Origin of the sequence: Lyngbya sp. CCY1209 (genome assembly GCF_035615495.1) — a bacterium.
Classification (GTDB): Bacteria; Cyanobacteriota; Cyanobacteriia; order Cyanobacteriales; family Microcoleaceae; genus Limnospira.
The window spans coordinates 54,381-70,909 of the sequence record NZ_JAJENU010000517.1; the positions used below are offsets into that span (position 1 = coordinate 54,381).

A 16,529-nucleotide genomic window follows, 5' to 3' on the forward strand; every position below is an offset into this window, starting at 1 on the left:
TCGGGAGTCTGTCCAAAGTGTCGTTGCAGGAATTCGGATGATTTGAACCCCAGTCGTCATTATCAAAGCCGGAGTGACAAACATGAAAACGATTGAAACGATCGCGACCATTAGTCCCAGTGGAGAAGTACAGCTTGCGAATTGTGAAAATGTACCCGTGGGGCGCTTTAAGGTTGTTTTGGTGATTGATGAATCGCCGCTCTACGAAGAACCAGAAGCGAACCCACCTGAAGACTCATTTTTGGCTGCAACCGCTGACTTGATCGGCTCTTTAGAAGGTTTACCGTCCGACTTGTCGGTTAACAAGGACTACCTGGAGGGATTGGGGGAAGCATGAGTCAGTCAATTTTAATCGATACATCTGTTTTAGTTGCCTTACTCATTGGAGGGGCGATGAAGCACCGGATCGTCTGCGCGATCGCACCTTTAAAAACCTTCAAAACAGGACAAAAACAATCCGATCCCCTCACGGAGATCGGATTGATTGTCGGTTAGGCGCTAAAGTATTTAGCAACGGGATGATAAGTGACGATCGCGGTCGTTGACTGTTCCGGATAAAGCTGTTCGCTCTCATCCATGTACAACTCGATGCGATCGCTCTTCAACAGGTCCAATTGCTTGTACTGATCCTGCATATTCGGACAAGCCGGATAGCCGAAACTATACCGAGATCCCTGATAGCGCTGCCTCAAGATATCCCGGATGTTGTCGGCATCCTCGGCACCGAAACCCAACTCCCGGCGGATGCGAGCGTGCAGCCATTCCGCCATCGCCTCGGCTGTCTGCACCGCCATGCCGTGGAAATAGAGATAGTTGGTGTAGTCGTCCGCCGCGAACAGCTTCTGGGCGTAGTCCGTGGCGACCTGTCCCACCGTCACCGCGTGCATGGGGAACACGTCGAATTTGCCGCTATCTTTGGGGGCGAAAAAGTCGGCGATACACAGCCGCCGTCCCGATCGCTGGCGGGGAAATTCAAAGGTTTCGATGGGTTCGGTGGGATGTTCTCCGGCCTGCACTTTTTCCGGGTCGTAAATCAACAGCGTATTCCCCTCCGCCTGACAGGGGAAATAGCCGTAGACCGCCCGAGGATGGAGCAAATTCTCGGCGAGAATCCGCCCTTTCCACTCCGCCAAAATCGGATAAACTTTCTCTTCCAAAAAGGCGTCGTACTCTTCCCGAGGCTGTCCCTGCGGCTTGCGGAACTGCCACTGTCCGGCGATCAAAGCCTGCAAATCCAAATACCAGAACACCTCATCCAGAGGAATGTCGGCGGGTTCGAGAACCTTCGTTCCCCAGAAAGGTGGAGTGGGGCGATCGATATCCACATCCACAGCCTCCGATCGCCGGGTGTCCACTTCTTTCGGTTCGGCGGGTTGGGCTTTTTCCTTCTTCGCCTTCCGTTCCCGGTGGCCGTTGCCGGTGTCGGGTTCCCCTTCGGCAAACTCGTCCAAAAAGCCCTTCAAATCGTCCCACTTGCCCGCCGTTTTGGCCGGCATCAACTTATCCATGAAGGTGAGGTCGGAAAAGGCATCTTTGCCGTAAATCACCCGGCCTTTGTAGGCGTTCTGACAGTCCTCATAGACGAATTTGGAGGTCAGTGCCGCGCCGCCGAGGATGACGGGAACGGTAATTCCCTCCTGGTTGAACGTCTCCAAATTATCCTTCATGAACGCCGTGGACTTCACCAGCAAACCGCTCATGGCGATGCAGTCGGCCTGGTGTTCCCGGTAGGCGTTGATGATGCTATCGACGGGCTGTTTGATGCCCAAATTGACCACCTTGTAACCGTTATTGGAAAGGATGATATCCACCAAGTTTTTGCCGATATCATGCACGTCGCCCTTCACCGTGGCGATGACAAACGTGCCCTTGGCGTTATTCCCCGACTCGGATTTTTCCATGTGGGGTTCCAAGTAAGCCACCGCCGCCTTCATGGTTTGGGCGGACTGCAACACGAACGGAAGCTGCATCTGGCCGGAACCGAACAGTTCCCCCACCACTTTCATGCCGTCGAGGAGGAAAACGTTGATGATATCCAGGGGCGGATGCTGTTTGAGGGCTTCTTCGAGGGCGTCTTCCAACCCGATGCGTTCCCCGTCGATAATATGTCGCTTCAAGCGTTCTTCGACGGGGAGGTTGGCGTCGGCGGAGCGATCGCGCTTGGTGGTTTTCCCCTCAAATAAAGTGGTCAATTTCGTCAGGGGGTCGTAAACGCAGACGTCCCCTTCAAACTGCCGGCGATCGTAAATCAAATCGCGGCAGACTTCCTGGTGTTCCGGGTCAATTTTCGCCAGGGGCAAAATCTTGCTGGCGCTGACGATCGCCGAATCCAACCCCACGGCCATCGATTCATGCAAAAACACCGAGTTCAACACCTGTCGCGCTGCCGGGTTCAAGCCGAAAGAAATATTCGACACCCCCAGCAGAATGTGACACCCCGGAAGTTCCTCCCGGATGCGGCGGATGGCCTCGACGCTGGCCTTGCCATTTTCCCGGTCCTCCTCAATACCGGTGGAGATGGGGAGGGCGAGGGGGTCGAAAAAGATCTCCGTGGCCGGAATTCCATAGGCGATCGCATCATTATAAGCCCGTTTGGCAATTTCAAATTTCTTGTCCGCCGTCCGGGCCATGCCGTCTTCATCGATGGTGCCCACCACCACCCCGGTGCCGTAGCGTTTTGCCAATTCCAAAACCTGATAAAATCGCGGTTCGCCGTCTTCGTAGTTGGTGGAGTTGAGCAGACATTTCCCCCCCGCCACCTTCAAACCGGCCTCCATTTTCTGCCATTCGGTGGAGTCCAGCATCAAGGGGAGATTCACGTTGGTCACCAGGCGGGACACCAACTCGCGCATATCCTTCACCCCGTCCCGGCCGACGTAATCGACGTTGACATCGAGAATTTGTGCCCCTTCCTTGACCTGAGCCTTCGCCAGGGCCACCAACCCGTCCCAATCTTCCGCATTCAGCAGATCCCGGCATTTTTTCGACCCGCTGGCGTTGAGGCGTTCCCCGACGATCAGGAATGAGTTTTCCTGTTCGTAGGTCATGGTACTGTAAATGGACGCCGCCGAGGGGGTGATTTGGGGTTGGCGCTGTTTGGGTTTGAGAGTCCCGGCGATTTCTGATAGCGCCTTGATGTGGTCGGGGCGGGTGCCGCAGCAACCGCCGATCACTTGCACCCCCAGGTCTTCGATGAAGTGCATCAGGGCCATTTTCAGTTCCAGCGGCGTGAGTTTGTAGTGGGCCTGGCCGCCGACGTTTTCGGGCAGTCCGGCGTTGGGGACGCAGGACACCACGAAGGGGGAATGTTCGGACAGGTAGCTGATGTGTTCTTTCATCAGGTCCGGACCCGTGGCGCAGTTGAGGCCGAGGATGTCGATGGGGTAGGGTTCGAGGATGGTGAGGGCGGCGCTGATTTCCGAGCCCACCAGCATGGTTCCGAAGGCTTCCACGGTGACGGACACCATGATCGGGCGCCGCGCGCCTTTCTTTTTGAAGACGTCCTCGATGCCGTTGAGGGCGGCTTTGATTTGCAGGACGTCCTGGCAGGTTTCGACGATAAATAGGTCTACACCGCCGTCATAGAGGCCTTCGGCCTGTTCCGCGAAGGCCCGCTGGAGGGTGTCGAAGTCGATGTGTCCGAGGGTGGGAAGTTTGGTGCCGGGCCCCATCGACCCGGCGACGAACCGGGGTTTTTCGGGGGTGGAGAATTCGGCGGCGACGCTTTTGGCGAGTTCGGCGGCGGTTTTGTTGAGGTCGTAGGCTTGGTCCGCCAAATCATATTCGGCCAGAACCACGCCGGTGCCACCGAAGGTGTCGGTTTCGATCACGTCGGCGCCGGCTTCGAGGAATTGCCGGTGGACGGTGGCGACGGCCTCGGGTTTGGTTTTGACAAGGTATTCGTTGCAGCCCTCGTATTCTTTGCCGCCGAAGTCCTCGGCGGTGAGGTTCTGGACTTGCAGGTTGGTGCCCATCGCGCCGTCGAAGACGATGACGGGGCTCTCGGGGCTGTGGAGGCGATCAAGAAATGCACTTTTCATAAGGAGACGGATAGAATCTTTGGGTCAGAGGATAGATTTGGATCTATACTAGGGGGCCGAGGTTCCCCGATGCAAATCCAAGGGTTGAGATGCGATCGCCAATTGCGGTGGCAACGCCGCGGCTTTCAATAATTTTGGCACAATTTTTGTGGCTCATCCGTCGGACTCGATTTTGACAAACTTCTTTGAAGCTATTGTAAAGATTGGGTAAAACCGGCTCAGGGGTTCGATGTCGGGGAGTCTTTGAGGATGCCCTGGCCGACTTCTTTGGGGGGATCGCTGAGGGTGTAAATTCCGGTTTCGGCCGCGATCGCCTCCCGCAGGTAAATCGGAATCTGAAATAATCCCAGCAGGGTGCTGCCGTCCAACATCCGAAATCCCCCGGTCGTCTTTTCGGCCAGCAAGCGATCGACTTCCTTGGGGTCGGGGCGGGACGGGATGGGTTCGGCGGAAGCTAATATGAACCCCCAGGGTTCTCCAAAGCTGGGAACGCTGCTGCTGTAAGATTGGATGTTGGGAAAAATTTGGGCGATCGTGTTGGCGATCTTGGCGTGAAAGTCGAGTCGCACCGGGGAGGTCGATCCGGCTTGGACGACGAGGCATCCGTCGGGTTGGAGAAGCTTCGCCATCTTTTGGAAATATTCGCGGGTAAACAGGGGAAAAGAAGGGCCGTATTCGACGGGTTCGGAGAGGTCGGAAATGATGATATCCCACTGTCGGGATGTGGTGTCCAGGAAGTTGATGGCGTTGTCGATGTGGACGGTGACTCGGGGATCTTCAAAGACGCCGGCCGCCATCTCCGGCAGGTGTTTCCGGCAGGCTTCCACCACCGCTTCATCCAGATCGACCATGACGGCTTCTTCGACGGTTTTCCAGCGCAAAACTTCCCGCAATGTCGCCCCTTCCCCGCCACCGAGGATCAGCACGCTGCGGGGATTGCCGTGGCAAATTAAGGGCGGATGGACGAGGGGTTCGTGGTAGAGAAATTCGTCCCCCGTGCAGGACTGCCATTTTCCGTCCAAAACCAGCGCCCGACCGTAAAGGCCGGTTTCGACGATATCCATCTGTTGATAATTGGTCTTCTGGGAGGTGAGATAGCGGGTGATGCCGTGGGCGTACATATCCCACGGCGTCATGTAATCGTTGAGCCAAAAGTCCGCTTGAATTTGACGATCTGACATGAAATTTCCTCCTGGTTGTGGGTCAAATGAACCGACAATTCGATTTCACATTGTCGGGATTGGGCGATCGCCCGACTTGCGATCGCAGAAATCCGCTCCCTGTCCCTTTCGACGGCGACCCTGGGGGTCATTTTCTCGCGAACCCCGGATTTTTGTCAATTTTTTGACTCAAATTTAAGGCGGAATTTTTCGGCATAATAGGTTTAAATTCCGGGGGATTTCGTTATTCAAATGAATCCCGGTCGCCCGCTCGCGACCATTCCAAACTGCCAAAAAAGTGATATGATATTAAGTTGGGCTGCGTGATCCTCCCCGATCGCGAACGTGCTAAAAATGGAAAAAATCGACCGTCTCGACATCAATCAAACAGCTATGGTTCGGGTTTTCAATCGGATTCAAAATACGGCGATCGCCCTGTTGCTGGCGGTCGTGGGTTCGGGTTTTTCCGCGATCGCCATCGCCCAGGAAGACGGGGATGCCCCCCCGGAAGATCTCGGCGTCCTCGATCCCTTCGCGCCCAACCCCCTGCTGAATCGGGAACCCGACCCCCTGTTGCCCAACCCCCCCGCACCGGGCACCATCCTCGGCGCCGGACAGCGAGAGACCCTCGCACCGGAACTCGATCGCCTCAATGTGGAAGCCAACGAACGCCTCGCCGCCGGGGATGCGATCGGGGCCTTTGAACTGTGGACGCGGGAACTGCGCCTGCGTCGCTATTTCGGGGTGTTGGAAGAAATGACGGCCCTGCAGCGGGTGGGGGCGATCGCCTGGAATAATAGCCAGCGCCTCTACCTAGAATTTATCACTGAACGACTCCAAGAAATTTTAGAACAAGAACGCTCCCAAAGCCAATCCGAAACCGTTTTGGCAGCCCTGGGAACGGCATTTCAAACCGTGCGGGCTAAAGAACCAGCCGTGGAAACCTATCAGATTTTGCTGGAAAATGCGGACGGACGGGATGAGATTTTACGGCGGGAACGGTGGGCCGGCGAAATTGCCCGAATTTATCTGAACTGGCTGGACTATCCCAACGCCGCCGTCGCCTACGAAGAATTGTTGGAACTGCAACTGCAAATTCAAAACCTGCGAAATGCGGGGGAACTGGCGCCCCCGCCGCCCCCGCCGCCGGGAGAAACAGAAACCGCCCCCCCCTCTCAAATTGAATCGTTGCGGGAATTGGCATTTATTTACGAACAAATGGGGGAATTGTTGCCGGCTATCGCGGCCAGAGAACGGCTGATCGGATATTATATCAGCCAGCAGAATTTGATCCCCGTCCCCGAGCAAAAATTGGCGATCGCGGCCCACTACGAACAACTGGGAAAATTCCAACAAGCCGGTCAAGCCTATCAAGAAGCCTACCAAGTCGCCACGACCATCCAACAGTTCGACAACGCCAGTCTCGCTTTAGAGAAATTGGCGAAACTGTACCGCGCCCAAAACCAAATTCAAACAGCCTTGGAACTCTACCAAGCCCAAGTCCTCGTCAACCAGCAATCTTACAACTTCTATGGCATGATGAACGCCTACGACAACATCGGCGAAATCTACCGGGAACAGGAAGCCTATCCCCAGGCATTGCAAGCCTTTCAAAGCGGACTGCAACTCGCCGAACAGTTGAAATATAAGGAGGACTATTTTACCGCCAAAATTGACGAGGTGAACCGGGAGATTTATCGTTAACCGAAAATCGCAGATCCCCCCCCGCCCCCCTTAACAAGCAGGGCCGTTTCATTCTCCCCCGAAAAATAGCAGAGGGAGCAGAGGAAGCAGAGGAAGCAGAGGGGGAAGAGGGAAATTTTTCGGAATCAAAAGGTATTTTGAACCGGAAAAAAACGGGTTCCTGGCTCCCCCCAACCGTTTTCATCGTCGCCCCCGACCATTTTTAACCGAGAATGAAACGGCTGGATCATTAACAAGGGGGGAGCCAGAGTTTTGTAGGGTGTGTTCCCCCGCAATTCCCAAGCCGTGAAGTCCGTCAGTAACGGGGGGGGAACGCACCGGACTCAGCAATTTTAAAGTCAATGAGATACATTTGCCAATTCAAATCACCTCCCAAAAAATAGGGGTCGCCCCGCCGGCAACCCCATCTCACAAAATCCGATCGCGATGAAATACTAATTGTTCGGAATCATAATTCTGATTCTCAATCCGTTCATTGTTACACCTGTGGAGTTCGATGTTTGCGGAAAATGCCCGTCATCCGAATTCCGGTCGCCAACATAAATAACAGGCCGACACCGACGAGCAGGACGTAAATTGGTTTCAAGAAATCGCCCAAATACTCTCCCTGGTGGATGACCATCATCAGTTCTCCGAAATCCGACGACATCCCGAACCAGGTGCGCCCGATGCGATAAGCGATGCCACTAATTGCACTCAGAAATAGGGGCAAACAGACGATGGGAGCCAAGATCCGGTGCAGGGTGCGATCGCTCATTTTTTGAGCCGTGGGGGGCGACGATTTTTTCCCCAGCCTGCTCATGGTAATTCCGGTGACAATCAAACCGAGCAAGCCCAAACCGACGAGTAAAATATAGAACGGCCGCAGGTCTTTCCCCAAGTAGGTTCCCTGGTGGATGCTCATCACAATTTTGCTGACTTCTCCGGGCATTCCAAACCAGCTTTTTCCCAATCGGTAAATCACGCCCGTCAGGGCAGAAAGCAGCAGTGGAATAAATAAAATTGGCGCAATTTTGCGATGAATTTTGCGGAATTTAACTGCATAGTTCATGTTCGTTCCTCTCGATGATTGGCTCACAGGCAGGATGCCCGTGCTACGATTTTTTGACCAAAATTACATCCCCTTCCTGTTTGACTTCGTAAACGGCGAGGGGTTGGTCTGCCGGCCCCTCCAAGGCTTGGCCGTCGGCGGCAAATCTGGAATCGTGGCAGGGACAGAAAAACTCTTTTTTGTCGCCCTGCCATTCGACGGTACAATCCAGGTGAGTGCAAGTCGGATTGAAGGCAGAAAAGCCATCATTTTGACCGATATTTTTAATCACCACAGCCGGGATATTGGCGTTCAGTAAAACGCCGTTTTCGTCGAAGTTTTCAACCGTACCGATCGCTTGAAATCCGTCGGATCTGACCAATTCCGAAGCCGTTTCGTTGTCGGTGGAAGAACAGGCGACCAAGGCGACGGGCAAATAACTCGCCAAACCACCCACGCCCATCCAAGTGATAAAATTGCGACGATTCATCGTATTTTTTCCGGAGTTATAGGGGGTCATAAAACGGGGAAATGCGAGTCAAAAAGGGTGCGATCGATTTCCCCGGGTGTCGAATCCGAATTCGATTTAAGAAACGCTCAAAAATAAGTTGTTCGCGGTGCCGCATTCCGGACAAACTGCCAAATTGGGATCGTTGGTGGTGTAGCCGCATTCGGGGCAGACGTAGAATGTCATGGTATTTTCCCGCCAGTCGTCCAAATTGTCTTTCGCCTGGGCGTAATATTTGGCGTGTTCGGTTTCGGCTTCTACGGCATAAGTGAACGTGACCACCGCATCCTGATTCCCATCTTTGCGGGCTTGTTCGATAAATTCCGGGTACATCGTATCCCGTTCGTAGGATTCCCCGCTAATTCCCTCTTCCAGATTTTCGAGGGTGGATTTCACCTCGGGAGTTGCGATTGTCGCCTCGGGTTTCGCCCCCATTTTGCGGATAATTGCGGCGTGGTTTGCCGCGTGAATGGCTTCGGCATCTGCGGCCGCCTGGAATAACGTCGCGACCTGTAAATAACCTTCTTCCTCGGCTTTTTTGGAGAAGGCGAGGTAGCGGGCGTGGGCGTTTGATTCGCCATTGTAAGCCGCCTGGAGATTCTTGAGGGTGGCGGATTCTTGGTTGGATACCGTCTCGGTGTTTTGGGATTCGGATTCGACCGTCGCCGTCGGGGGTTGGTTTTGGGAACAACCGCCCAACAGGGTGAAAAAGCCGAGGGTTAAAAGGGAGAGTAAAGTGGCTGTGGGTTTGTTGATGCCGAAACGTTTCATAACAGGATACTCCTTATAAATGGGGTTTTCGATCGCTGTATTGAATGGTGTAGATAGACAAGTTTCGATCGCAGTTGCAGAAAGACATCCCGGACGGCGACCGGCTCTATCTCTATTGCCTGTTGCCTATTGCCTGTTGCCTTCTAGAGCTGTTGCCTGCCCTCTATTTCCTTGCCTCAGTTTTGAAGAATAAAGACAAAAAGTGACAAACTCGGAACGATCGCCGAATCGAAGCGAAAAAAATTTTTTTAAGTATTAATACGGAGCGATCGCGGACTGATATCAGATCCGGCTATTTGCCCACTCCCCTTCAGTTCCCGACTCCCGACTCCCGACTCCCGACTCCCCATTCAAAGCGGGGAGGCGGACGTGGAAACAGGTTCCGACGCCCAATTGGCTGGTGACGGCAATTTCCCCGCCGTGCTGCCGGACGATGGTTTGGGCGATCGCCAGCCCGAGTCCCGAACCCCCTTCCCGACGCGATCGCGCCCGATCGGCCCTCCAGAGGCGATCGAAAACCCGGGGCAGGTGTTCCGGCGCGATGCCGATGCCGGTATCCTCGACCCGGACGACGATCCACTGTTCGGAGCGATCGAGGGAAATCGTCACATTTCCGGGGGCGTCGGTATAGTTGATGGCATTTTCCAGCAAATTGGCGAACACCCGCCACAGTTGGGCGCCGTCCCCCCGCACGGAAATTCCCGGTTTCAGTTGCGTCGCGATCGCGATCCCCTCGTCCGCGGCCCGCAGTTGCAAAAACTCCGCCAAATCTTCCAACAGTTCCTCCAGGGGAACCGCCACCCAAGCCACCGTCTGGGGCACCGCCCCCTCGCTGCGGGCCAGCAGCAGCAGGTCATCCACCAACCGAGTCATCTGGCCGGTGGCACTGGCGATCGCCCCCACTTTTTCCAAATCCGTCGGTTGCAGGCGTTCCGGGTGACTCTGCATCACCTCCACGCAGGTTTTGATCCCCGCCAGGGGATTCCGCAATTCGTGGGAGGCGTCGGCGGTGAATTGCTTCAGTTGCCGGAAACTTTGTTCGATGGGTTGGAGGGATTCCCGCGTCAGCCACATTCCCCCAGCCGCCGTCAAACCGGATGCGATCGCGCCCCCCAACACCAGCCCCCACCGCAACTGCCCCAAAATCTCCCGCACCTCCGCCGTGGACTCCCCGATCCGAACGTAGCCGATCAATTGGGACTGGGGTTCGCTGTTGTCGTAAACCCGCAGCGTCAGCGTGCGAATTTTCCCCCCATCGACGGTGTGGCCCCAGGCGCCCTCGGGGGCATCTTCCGGCAGGGGGGCCTTGGGGAAAATTCGCCCCGCCTTGGCCAGCAGTTGCCGATTTTCGTCGAACCACTCCACCCCCTGATCCGGTTGGCGGATGCTTTGCCAGGGCAGGTCCAGATCGCCGTCGTTGTCGAGGCGGGGCAGTAGGGCTTCGTAAGTGAAGGGGTGGGTGTGGCGGGAGAAATTGCCGACGTCGGCGGTTTGCCGTCCCCGGGGATACTGTCGGGCGATCGCTTCCAGGCTGTGGGTGGCGGCGTCGGCTAGGGTCAGCAGGCGGTTGTCCAACTGGCGGTACAAACTGAGGGCGAAAAACCGGTAGACGGCGGCGGTGAACAGGCTCAAAATCGCCACCATCACGGCCAGATAAGACAGCAGCAACCGCCACCGCAGCGCCCTAAACTGCGGGTTAGAAGGGGTTTTGGTGGAGCCGATAGCCCAGGCCATAGACGGTTTCGATAAAATTGGAGGGTGCCCCCGCCGCTTTGAGTTTCTGCCGCAACCGTCGCAGGTGGGTTTTCACCGTATCCTCGCCGGGGGTATCTTCAAAGGACCACAGGTGATCGAGGATGGCGTCGCGGCTGAGGACGCGGGGGTTGCTGCGGAGAAACAATTCCAGTAAACCATATTCCTTGGGGGTGAGGTGGAGGAAATTTTCCCCGTAGGTGACTTCGCAGGTGTTGGGGTCGAATTGCAAAGATCCCCATTCCAAAATGGGAGGCATTCCGGTGTCCCCCCGCCGCAGCAGCGCCCGCACCCGGGCCATGAGTTCTTGCAGGTCGAAGGGTTTGACAACGTAATCGTCGGCGCCGACATCCAAACCGAGCACCTTGTCCGGGCTGGTGTCCCGGGCGGTGAGCATCAGGACGGGGGTGCGGTGGCCGTTTTGTCGCAGTTTCCGGCACAGGGCGATGCCGTCGAGTTTGGGCAGCATCACGTCCAAGAGGATCAGGTCGTAGGGGGCGGCTTCGATGAAGTCCCACCCGGCTTCGCCGTCGTGGGCGATATCGACGACATAGTTTTGGTCGGCGAGGGCTTCGGAGAGGCCCCGGGTGATGCGATCGTCATCCTCGACGAGTAGAATTCTCATGGTTGATCAACTGCTTCATGGCATCCCAATTCAGTACATCTTCCAATAGTGATTGATAACCGGCAACATTGGGGTGGATGCCGTCGGCACAAAGGCGCGATCGCCACCAGTCCTCGCCCCGATTTAACCACAGTTGAAAGATATCTAAATAGGGAATCTCTCGCTCCAAACAGGCGGTCCGGGTGGCTTCTTTGTAGCGGTATTGGTTGAAGTGGTCGTAGTAGAGGCAACCGCTGAAGGGCATTTTTTCCTCGTCCACGGGGACCATGCCCACGAACAGCACCGGACAGAGGCTTCCGGCGCGATCGAGGAGATCTTCTAATAGGGTTTGGAAGCGTTCAAAATTGGTGTAGTTGCGGCCGTGGGGGGACTGCACTTTGGCGGAGTCGTTGACGCCGACGGAGAGGATGACGGCATCCGGGAGGCGGTTTTTGAGTTCTCCCCGGTGTTGAAATTCATGTTCGAGGCGATCGCGCACCTGCATCGTCCGGTTGCCCCGCACCCCCAAATTGTAGAGGACGTGGCCGGGGGTGTCGGGGGACATCCACTGTTTTCGCAGCCGTTCGACCCAGCCACCCCCCTCCGGGTCGCCGTAGCCGTAGATCAGGCTGTCCCCCAGCGCCACGAGTCTCAGGGGCTGGCGGACGACGGGTAAGCGCGAAGTCATAACGACGGATGCCTGCATAGCGTGTGAAACCTTTTGGGATTGGGCCGACGAGTTCTTCAAGAAACTTAACATCTCACCCGCCATTTTGACTCATCGATCGCCGCGATCGCAAGTCCGAGAGCAATTGACAATTGACAATTGACAATTGACAATTATGAATTCATCCCCCATTTCCGAATTCAAGTGAGGGAGATCATCGAAAATTATCAATTATCAATTATCAATTATTCAGTATTAACTCCACATACCCACCCGTCCAGCTTGCCGTCTCAGGGGAGGCGGCAGGGTTTCCGGGGGTTGTCCCGGATTGTAGGGAAGGGACGGAACGGCGCCGCCGTCGTCGATCGCACCCTCTCCCAAAAACTCCAGACACAGGCGAAACTTGCCCTTCTGCCAGTCCCGGCCCGGGCTCAGGAGTTCGCACTCGATCCCCTCACCAAAAATGTGCTCTTCCTCCAACTTGGACTGCATGATGGTGAGAAATTCGCTGACTTTAAACGTACATTGAAACATCAGCGCGCTCGCACCGGTGTGAATCACATCGTCATCATCTAAAATTCGAGTGCGATCGTTGATATTGGGAAATACATTCATTGGCAATCCTCGATCTCAATTGTTTCGGGGCCATTTCCTCACTTTGTCCGAGTTTCAGGCTTCCCCGAGTTTCGTTTTCGGTTGCCCCCGCCCCAACTCCGAACGGTTTGAAAAACTCGGGACGGGAAAGAAAGGACAACGGGGTGAGAGCGAATTCTCGTCGCACCCCTCGCCCCTTCTATCCGAAATATCGCGCCGGCCCTCAGAAGAACCAGCCGTAGGAATGCAGACCTTTTCCTAACAGGTTAACGCCCAAGTAGCAGATCCAAACCACAAAAAATCCCACGGATGCCAAAATGGCGGGTTTGCGGCCCTGCCAGCCCCGGGTGATGCGGGCGTGCAGGTAGGCGGCGAACACCAGCCAGGTGATCAGGGCCCAGGTTTCTTTCGGGTCCCAACTCCAGTAGGAGCCCCAGGCTTCGTTGGCCCAAACCGCCCCGGCGATAATGCCGATGGTGAGTAGGGGGAAGCCCAAACCGATGATCCGGTAGCTGATATTGTCGATGGTTTCCGCCAGACTCAACCGCTGGGGGGAGAGGGCGACGGGTGCGACGTCCCGGCTTTCCGACGGGGCGACCAATTCCAGGACGGCGGTGTTGCCGCTGCCGTTGTTGGTGCTTTGAAATTCCGAAAAAGCGGGGGAGGGGGAAGCCAAAATTTCCTCGGCCTCCGCCGGCGCCGAAGCGGAGTGGGAGTTGCGAGAAATGCGGGTTCCGAGGGAACTGCCGCTCAAGTGCACGTTTTGTCCGCGAGTCAGGATCAAAAATGCGATCGCCAGCAGCGAACCCACCATCAGCGTCGCGTAACTGAGCATCATGACGCTGACGTGCATCATCAGCCAGTTAGATTTGAGGGCGGGAACCAGAGGTTCGGACACCTGCATCGGGGCGGGCAACTTCAGGGCCGCAAAGGCCGCGATCCCCATCGCGACGGGGGCCGTAACCACCCCCACCAGGCGGCTGCCGCTCATGTTTTCGGCGATCAGGTGGATCGTCGTAATTCCCCAGGCCAGGAAAAATAGGGATTCGTAGAGATTGCTGATGGGGAAATACCCGGCCTCCATCCATCTCGCCCCCAACAGGGCTGCCATGCAGAGGTTGGCGACGGCCATCCCCGTGGTTCCCAATACCTGCAGGGTGGGAAGGTTGGGAAATGCCGCCCCCACCCAATAAATCAACATTGTTACCAGGAGGACCGCAAATGATGCGTTATCCAACCCATTCTGGAGTCCAACCAGATCCATGTTCTGTTCTCCTCTGAACGGTGTGATGTATCACTACATACTTTCTTGATCTTGATCCTACCAAGATTCATACCGGGCTTCGCGGCGATCGCGAACTGGTCGGGGGAGTTAGCATAGATACCATGAGGAGGGGAACGACCCCCAACTGCCATCCCCCGTCTTTTATCCCGAGTCACCCCATGCCCCGATCCAAATCCATTTCAGGGAAAATTGCAGCTACCCCCGCCACCGAGTCTTGTCCGGATCTGCTGTGGATGAAACAGGTGGACTCGGACGGTTTGCTTTCTTTATTTGGGGAAAGTCGATTTCTGATGGCCGCGATCGATCCCGCGACATGGGTGCTGCGGTACGGAAATCGGGCCTTTTGCGATCGCTGCGATATCCGCGATCGCCCCGCCCCGGTCAAATTGCTCGATTTACTGCCCGAATGGGAGACGGTGACGCTTGAGGAATTATATCGCCAACAATTATTGGAGCGGATCTTGTGGCAATACCGCCAGATCGACCTCCGCCACCTGGAACTCCGCCACCGATCGGCGATCGCCCGCGGCCCGAACCGGGGACGACTAATCCGATTTTGGCTGAATGCGGATTTCGTGCGGGTCGATCGCGTCGATCCCGATGCGGACGAATTTGCCGATCTCGAGAATAACCCCTTTTCCCCCGAAATGATCGAAGAGCGGGCGCAAAACCTGCGGTTGGAAAATTACCGCCTCGGCGGGGTGTTGCTTCTCGAAGGGATGGAGGTTACGGAGTCGGAACGGGAAAACCGCCTGATCCGCCGGCTGATTGATCGCGATGCCATGTTGCAACCGAAGGGTTGGGATGGGGTGGAACGGCAGATGCGATCGCTGTTCGATGCCACCCGCTGTCTGTTCCTTCGCCTCTGGGGGGAGGAAGTACACGTTTTCACCCACCTGGATACGGCCCCCCGCCAGCCGACGGTTTATTCCCGGGACGGGGTGGAAGATTCTCCCCTCTATCAAGCCATTTTGGAGCATAAAGTGACGGGGGTTTCGGATCTGAGCGACGTGCAATCGACGGAGTTGGAAAAACAACTTCTCGATCTGTCCTTGCGATCGCTATTGTTGATTCCGTTAAAGGTCCAGTCGGCCGTCAATCCGTCGAGTCGTGAACAGCTTCTCGGAGTCGTCGTCCTAGGTCGCGATCGCCCCGACGGGTTCGGTTCAAAAGACCGCGATCGGGCCGAAAACTTGATCCCGGCTTTGATTGCCGCCGTCTCCTACACCAACCAAAAACGATTTTCCAACCTTCGCGGCATCCATCCGGCGGTAGAGTGGCGGTTTCTGGAAGAAGCCGAACGCCGCAGTTGGGGTTTGCCTCCGGAAATCATCCTGTTTGAAGGCGTGGTTCCCCTGTTCGGAATGTCCGACATTCGCGGCTCGTCCGACGAGCGAAATCGGGCGATCCAGGCGGATTTGTTGGAGCAATTTCAGTTGGGTTTGGCTGTGGTTGACGCGGTGTGTAACTGTCAGGAAACCGCCCTCGGGCGACAACTTCGGGAGGATTTGCTCGAATATATCGCCCAACTCAAACAGGGTGTCACCGTCGATGTGGAAGTGCGGGCAACGGAGTACCTGCAAACCCAATTGGAGGTTTATTTCGACTATTTTTGTCGCTGTTCCGAGGAAGCGCGGGCGGCGGTGGATGCCTATAAAACCGCCTGCGATAATGAGGAAGGTTGCGTTTACAAGGCGCGATCGCGCTACGACGAAACGCTGCATTCGATCACCAATTCCCTCCAGGAAAATTGGGCAGTTTGGCAGCAGAAAATGCAGGCGATCGTCCCCCACTATTGCGATGTAGAGTGCAGCGACGGCATGGATCACATGATTTATGCCGGCAAGTCGATCCACCCCGACTTCAGTCCCTTTCACCTCAAAAGTTTGCGTTACGAACAGTTGCGAGCAATGTGCGACTGCGGCCGGAAGCTGATGACTTTGAAAGCCGAATCTCAGATTGATTTGGAACTCGCCCACGTGGTTTTGGTGCAGCACACAACCATAGATATTTTCCACGATGAGAATACCGAAAAAGTCTTTGACGTGCGCGGAACGCGGGATATCCGTTATGAAATCGTCAAAAAACGGATTGATAAGGGAGTGGATTGGGAAAGGGGCGATCGCATCACCCAACCCGGAATGTTGACGGTGGTTTATTCCACCGATGCAGAGTGGCAAGAATACGAGCAATACCTGCGTTATTTGATGCGGGAAGGGTGGGTCGAACCGAAATTGGAGTTCGGACGGGTGGCGCCGCTTCCGGGCGTCCACGGCCTCAAATATGCCCGGGTTCGGATTGTCAAAGCCTAGAAACCCGGTTTCTTCCCCCAGTTCAGTAGTAGACCGTTTCGGCTCAAATGAGGCAAAATTCAAAACGGAGCATCGGGCATCTTGCCTGTGGATTCAGATCCG

14 protein-coding genes are annotated in these 16,529 nt (G+C 55.7%); 4 read left to right on the forward strand and 10 right to left on the reverse strand.

Going from position 1 to position 16,529, the window contains the following annotated elements; genetic code table 11:
* Nucleotides 1-82 precede the first annotated feature (82 nt).
* Entirely contained in the window at nt 83-337 is a 255-nt protein-coding gene (locus tag LKE08_RS16885; RefSeq protein ID WP_324705414.1) for a hypothetical protein, read from the forward strand.
* Nucleotides 334-495: a hypothetical protein gene (locus LKE08_RS16890; protein ID WP_324705415.1), complete on the forward strand. Its 162-nt coding sequence runs from the start codon at nt 334-336 to the stop codon at nt 493-495. Before LKE08_RS16885 ends, LKE08_RS16890 begins: the two co-directional genes overlap by 4 nt.
* On the opposite strand, the gene metH is transcribed toward LKE08_RS16890, so the two are convergent.
* On the reverse strand, nt 492-4,040 hold the full coding sequence (gene metH, locus LKE08_RS16895; RefSeq protein ID WP_324705416.1) for a methionine synthase: 3,549 nt from the start codon (nt 4,038-4,040) through the stop codon (nt 492-494). The genes LKE08_RS16890 and metH overlap by 4 nt on opposite strands.
* Nucleotides 4,041-4,258: 218 nt before the next feature.
* The gene (locus LKE08_RS16900) at nt 4,259-5,221 is read right to left on the reverse strand and encodes a spermidine synthase (RefSeq protein WP_324705417.1); all 963 of its coding nucleotides are present in this window, start codon (nt 5,219-5,221) and stop codon (nt 4,259-4,261) included.
* 333 nt (nt 5,222-5,554) lie between these two features.
* Here LKE08_RS16900 and LKE08_RS16905 point away from each other — a divergent pair, with 333 nt between their 5' ends.
* Nucleotides 5,555-6,904, forward strand: a complete 1,350-nt coding sequence (locus tag LKE08_RS16905; protein WP_324705418.1) for a hypothetical protein — start codon at nt 5,555-5,557, stop codon at nt 6,902-6,904.
* A 478-nt stretch (nt 6,905-7,382) separates the two neighbouring features.
* On the opposite strand, the gene LKE08_RS16910 is transcribed toward LKE08_RS16905, so the two are convergent.
* The 8 genes from LKE08_RS16910 to ccsB form a co-directional block, all read right to left on the reverse strand.
* Nucleotides 7,383-7,955, reverse strand: a complete 573-nt coding sequence (locus LKE08_RS16910) for a PepSY domain-containing protein (RefSeq protein ID WP_324705419.1) — start codon at nt 7,953-7,955, stop codon at nt 7,383-7,385.
* A 43-nt stretch (nt 7,956-7,998) separates the two neighbouring features.
* A complete protein-coding gene (locus tag LKE08_RS16915; RefSeq protein ID WP_324705420.1) occupies nt 7,999-8,424 on the reverse strand; it encodes a ubiquinol-cytochrome c reductase iron-sulfur subunit in 426 nt (141 codons plus the stop codon).
* A gap of 96 nt (nt 8,425-8,520) precedes the next feature.
* Nucleotides 8,521-9,213 (reverse strand): ferritin family protein, encoded by a 693-nt coding sequence (locus tag LKE08_RS16920; RefSeq protein ID WP_324705421.1) that lies wholly within the window; start codon nt 9,211-9,213, stop codon nt 8,521-8,523.
* Nucleotides 9,214-9,495: 282 nt separating this feature from the next.
* The gene (locus LKE08_RS16925) at nt 9,496-10,947 is read right to left on the reverse strand and encodes a HAMP domain-containing sensor histidine kinase (RefSeq protein ID WP_324705422.1); all 1,452 of its coding nucleotides are present in this window, start codon (nt 10,945-10,947) and stop codon (nt 9,496-9,498) included.
* Entirely contained in the window at nt 10,910-11,590 is a 681-nt protein-coding gene (locus LKE08_RS16930; protein ID WP_324705423.1) for a response regulator transcription factor, read from the reverse strand. The genes LKE08_RS16925 and LKE08_RS16930 overlap by 38 nt, the downstream gene beginning before the upstream one ends.
* Nucleotides 11,565-12,257, reverse strand: coding sequence for a GDSL-type esterase/lipase family protein (locus tag LKE08_RS16935; RefSeq protein WP_324705424.1), 693 nt, complete (start codon nt 12,255-12,257; stop codon nt 11,565-11,567). Before LKE08_RS16935 ends, LKE08_RS16930 begins: the two co-directional genes overlap by 26 nt.
* 234 nt (nt 12,258-12,491) lie before the next feature.
* On the reverse strand, nt 12,492-12,851 hold the full coding sequence (locus tag LKE08_RS16940) for a KGK domain-containing protein (protein ID WP_324705425.1): 360 nt from the start codon (nt 12,849-12,851) through the stop codon (nt 12,492-12,494).
* A gap of 202 nt (nt 12,852-13,053) precedes the next feature.
* A complete protein-coding gene (gene ccsB / locus LKE08_RS16945; RefSeq protein WP_324705426.1) occupies nt 13,054-14,094 on the reverse strand; it encodes a c-type cytochrome biogenesis protein CcsB in 1,041 nt (346 codons plus the stop codon).
* A gap of 179 nt (nt 14,095-14,273) precedes the next feature.
* On the opposite strand from ccsB, the gene LKE08_RS16950 reads away from it, so the two are divergent.
* Nucleotides 14,274-16,427 (forward strand): GAF domain-containing protein, encoded by a 2,154-nt coding sequence (locus tag LKE08_RS16950; RefSeq protein WP_324705427.1) that lies wholly within the window; start codon nt 14,274-14,276, stop codon nt 16,425-16,427.
* Nucleotides 16,428-16,529: the final 102 nt, after the last annotated feature.

Coding starts and splice junctions, on each gene's coding strand:
- LKE08_RS16885 (WP_324705414.1), top strand. CDS start 83: ATGAAAACGATTGAAACGATCGCGACCATTAGTCCCAGTGGAGAAGTA.
- LKE08_RS16890 (WP_324705415.1), top strand. CDS start 334: ATGAGTCAGTCAATTTTAATCGATACATCTGTTTTAGTTGCCTTACTC.
- metH (WP_324705416.1), bottom strand. CDS start 4,040: ATGAAAAGTGCATTTCTTGATCGCCTCCACAGCCCCGAGAGCCCCGTC.
- LKE08_RS16900 (WP_324705417.1), bottom strand. CDS start 5,221: ATGTCAGATCGTCAAATTCAAGCGGACTTTTGGCTCAACGATTACATG.
- LKE08_RS16905 (WP_324705418.1), top strand. CDS start 5,555: ATGGAAAAAATCGACCGTCTCGACATCAATCAAACAGCTATGGTTCGG.
- LKE08_RS16910 (WP_324705419.1), bottom strand. CDS start 7,955: ATGAACTATGCAGTTAAATTCCGCAAAATTCATCGCAAAATTGCGCCA.
- LKE08_RS16915 (WP_324705420.1), bottom strand. CDS start 8,424: ATGAATCGTCGCAATTTTATCACTTGGATGGGCGTGGGTGGTTTGGCG.
- LKE08_RS16920 (WP_324705421.1), bottom strand. CDS start 9,213: ATGAAACGTTTCGGCATCAACAAACCCACAGCCACTTTACTCTCCCTT.
- LKE08_RS16925 (WP_324705422.1), bottom strand. CDS start 10,947: ATGGCCTGGGCTATCGGCTCCACCAAAACCCCTTCTAACCCGCAGTTT.
- LKE08_RS16930 (WP_324705423.1), bottom strand. CDS start 11,590: ATGAGAATTCTACTCGTCGAGGATGACGATCGCATCACCCGGGGCCTC.
- LKE08_RS16935 (WP_324705424.1), bottom strand. CDS start 12,257: ATGACTTCGCGCTTACCCGTCGTCCGCCAGCCCCTGAGACTCGTGGCG.
- LKE08_RS16940 (WP_324705425.1), bottom strand. CDS start 12,851: ATGAATGTATTTCCCAATATCAACGATCGCACTCGAATTTTAGATGAT.
- ccsB (WP_324705426.1), bottom strand. CDS start 14,094: ATGGATCTGGTTGGACTCCAGAATGGGTTGGATAACGCATCATTTGCG.
- LKE08_RS16950 (WP_324705427.1), top strand. CDS start 14,274: ATGCCCCGATCCAAATCCATTTCAGGGAAAATTGCAGCTACCCCCGCC.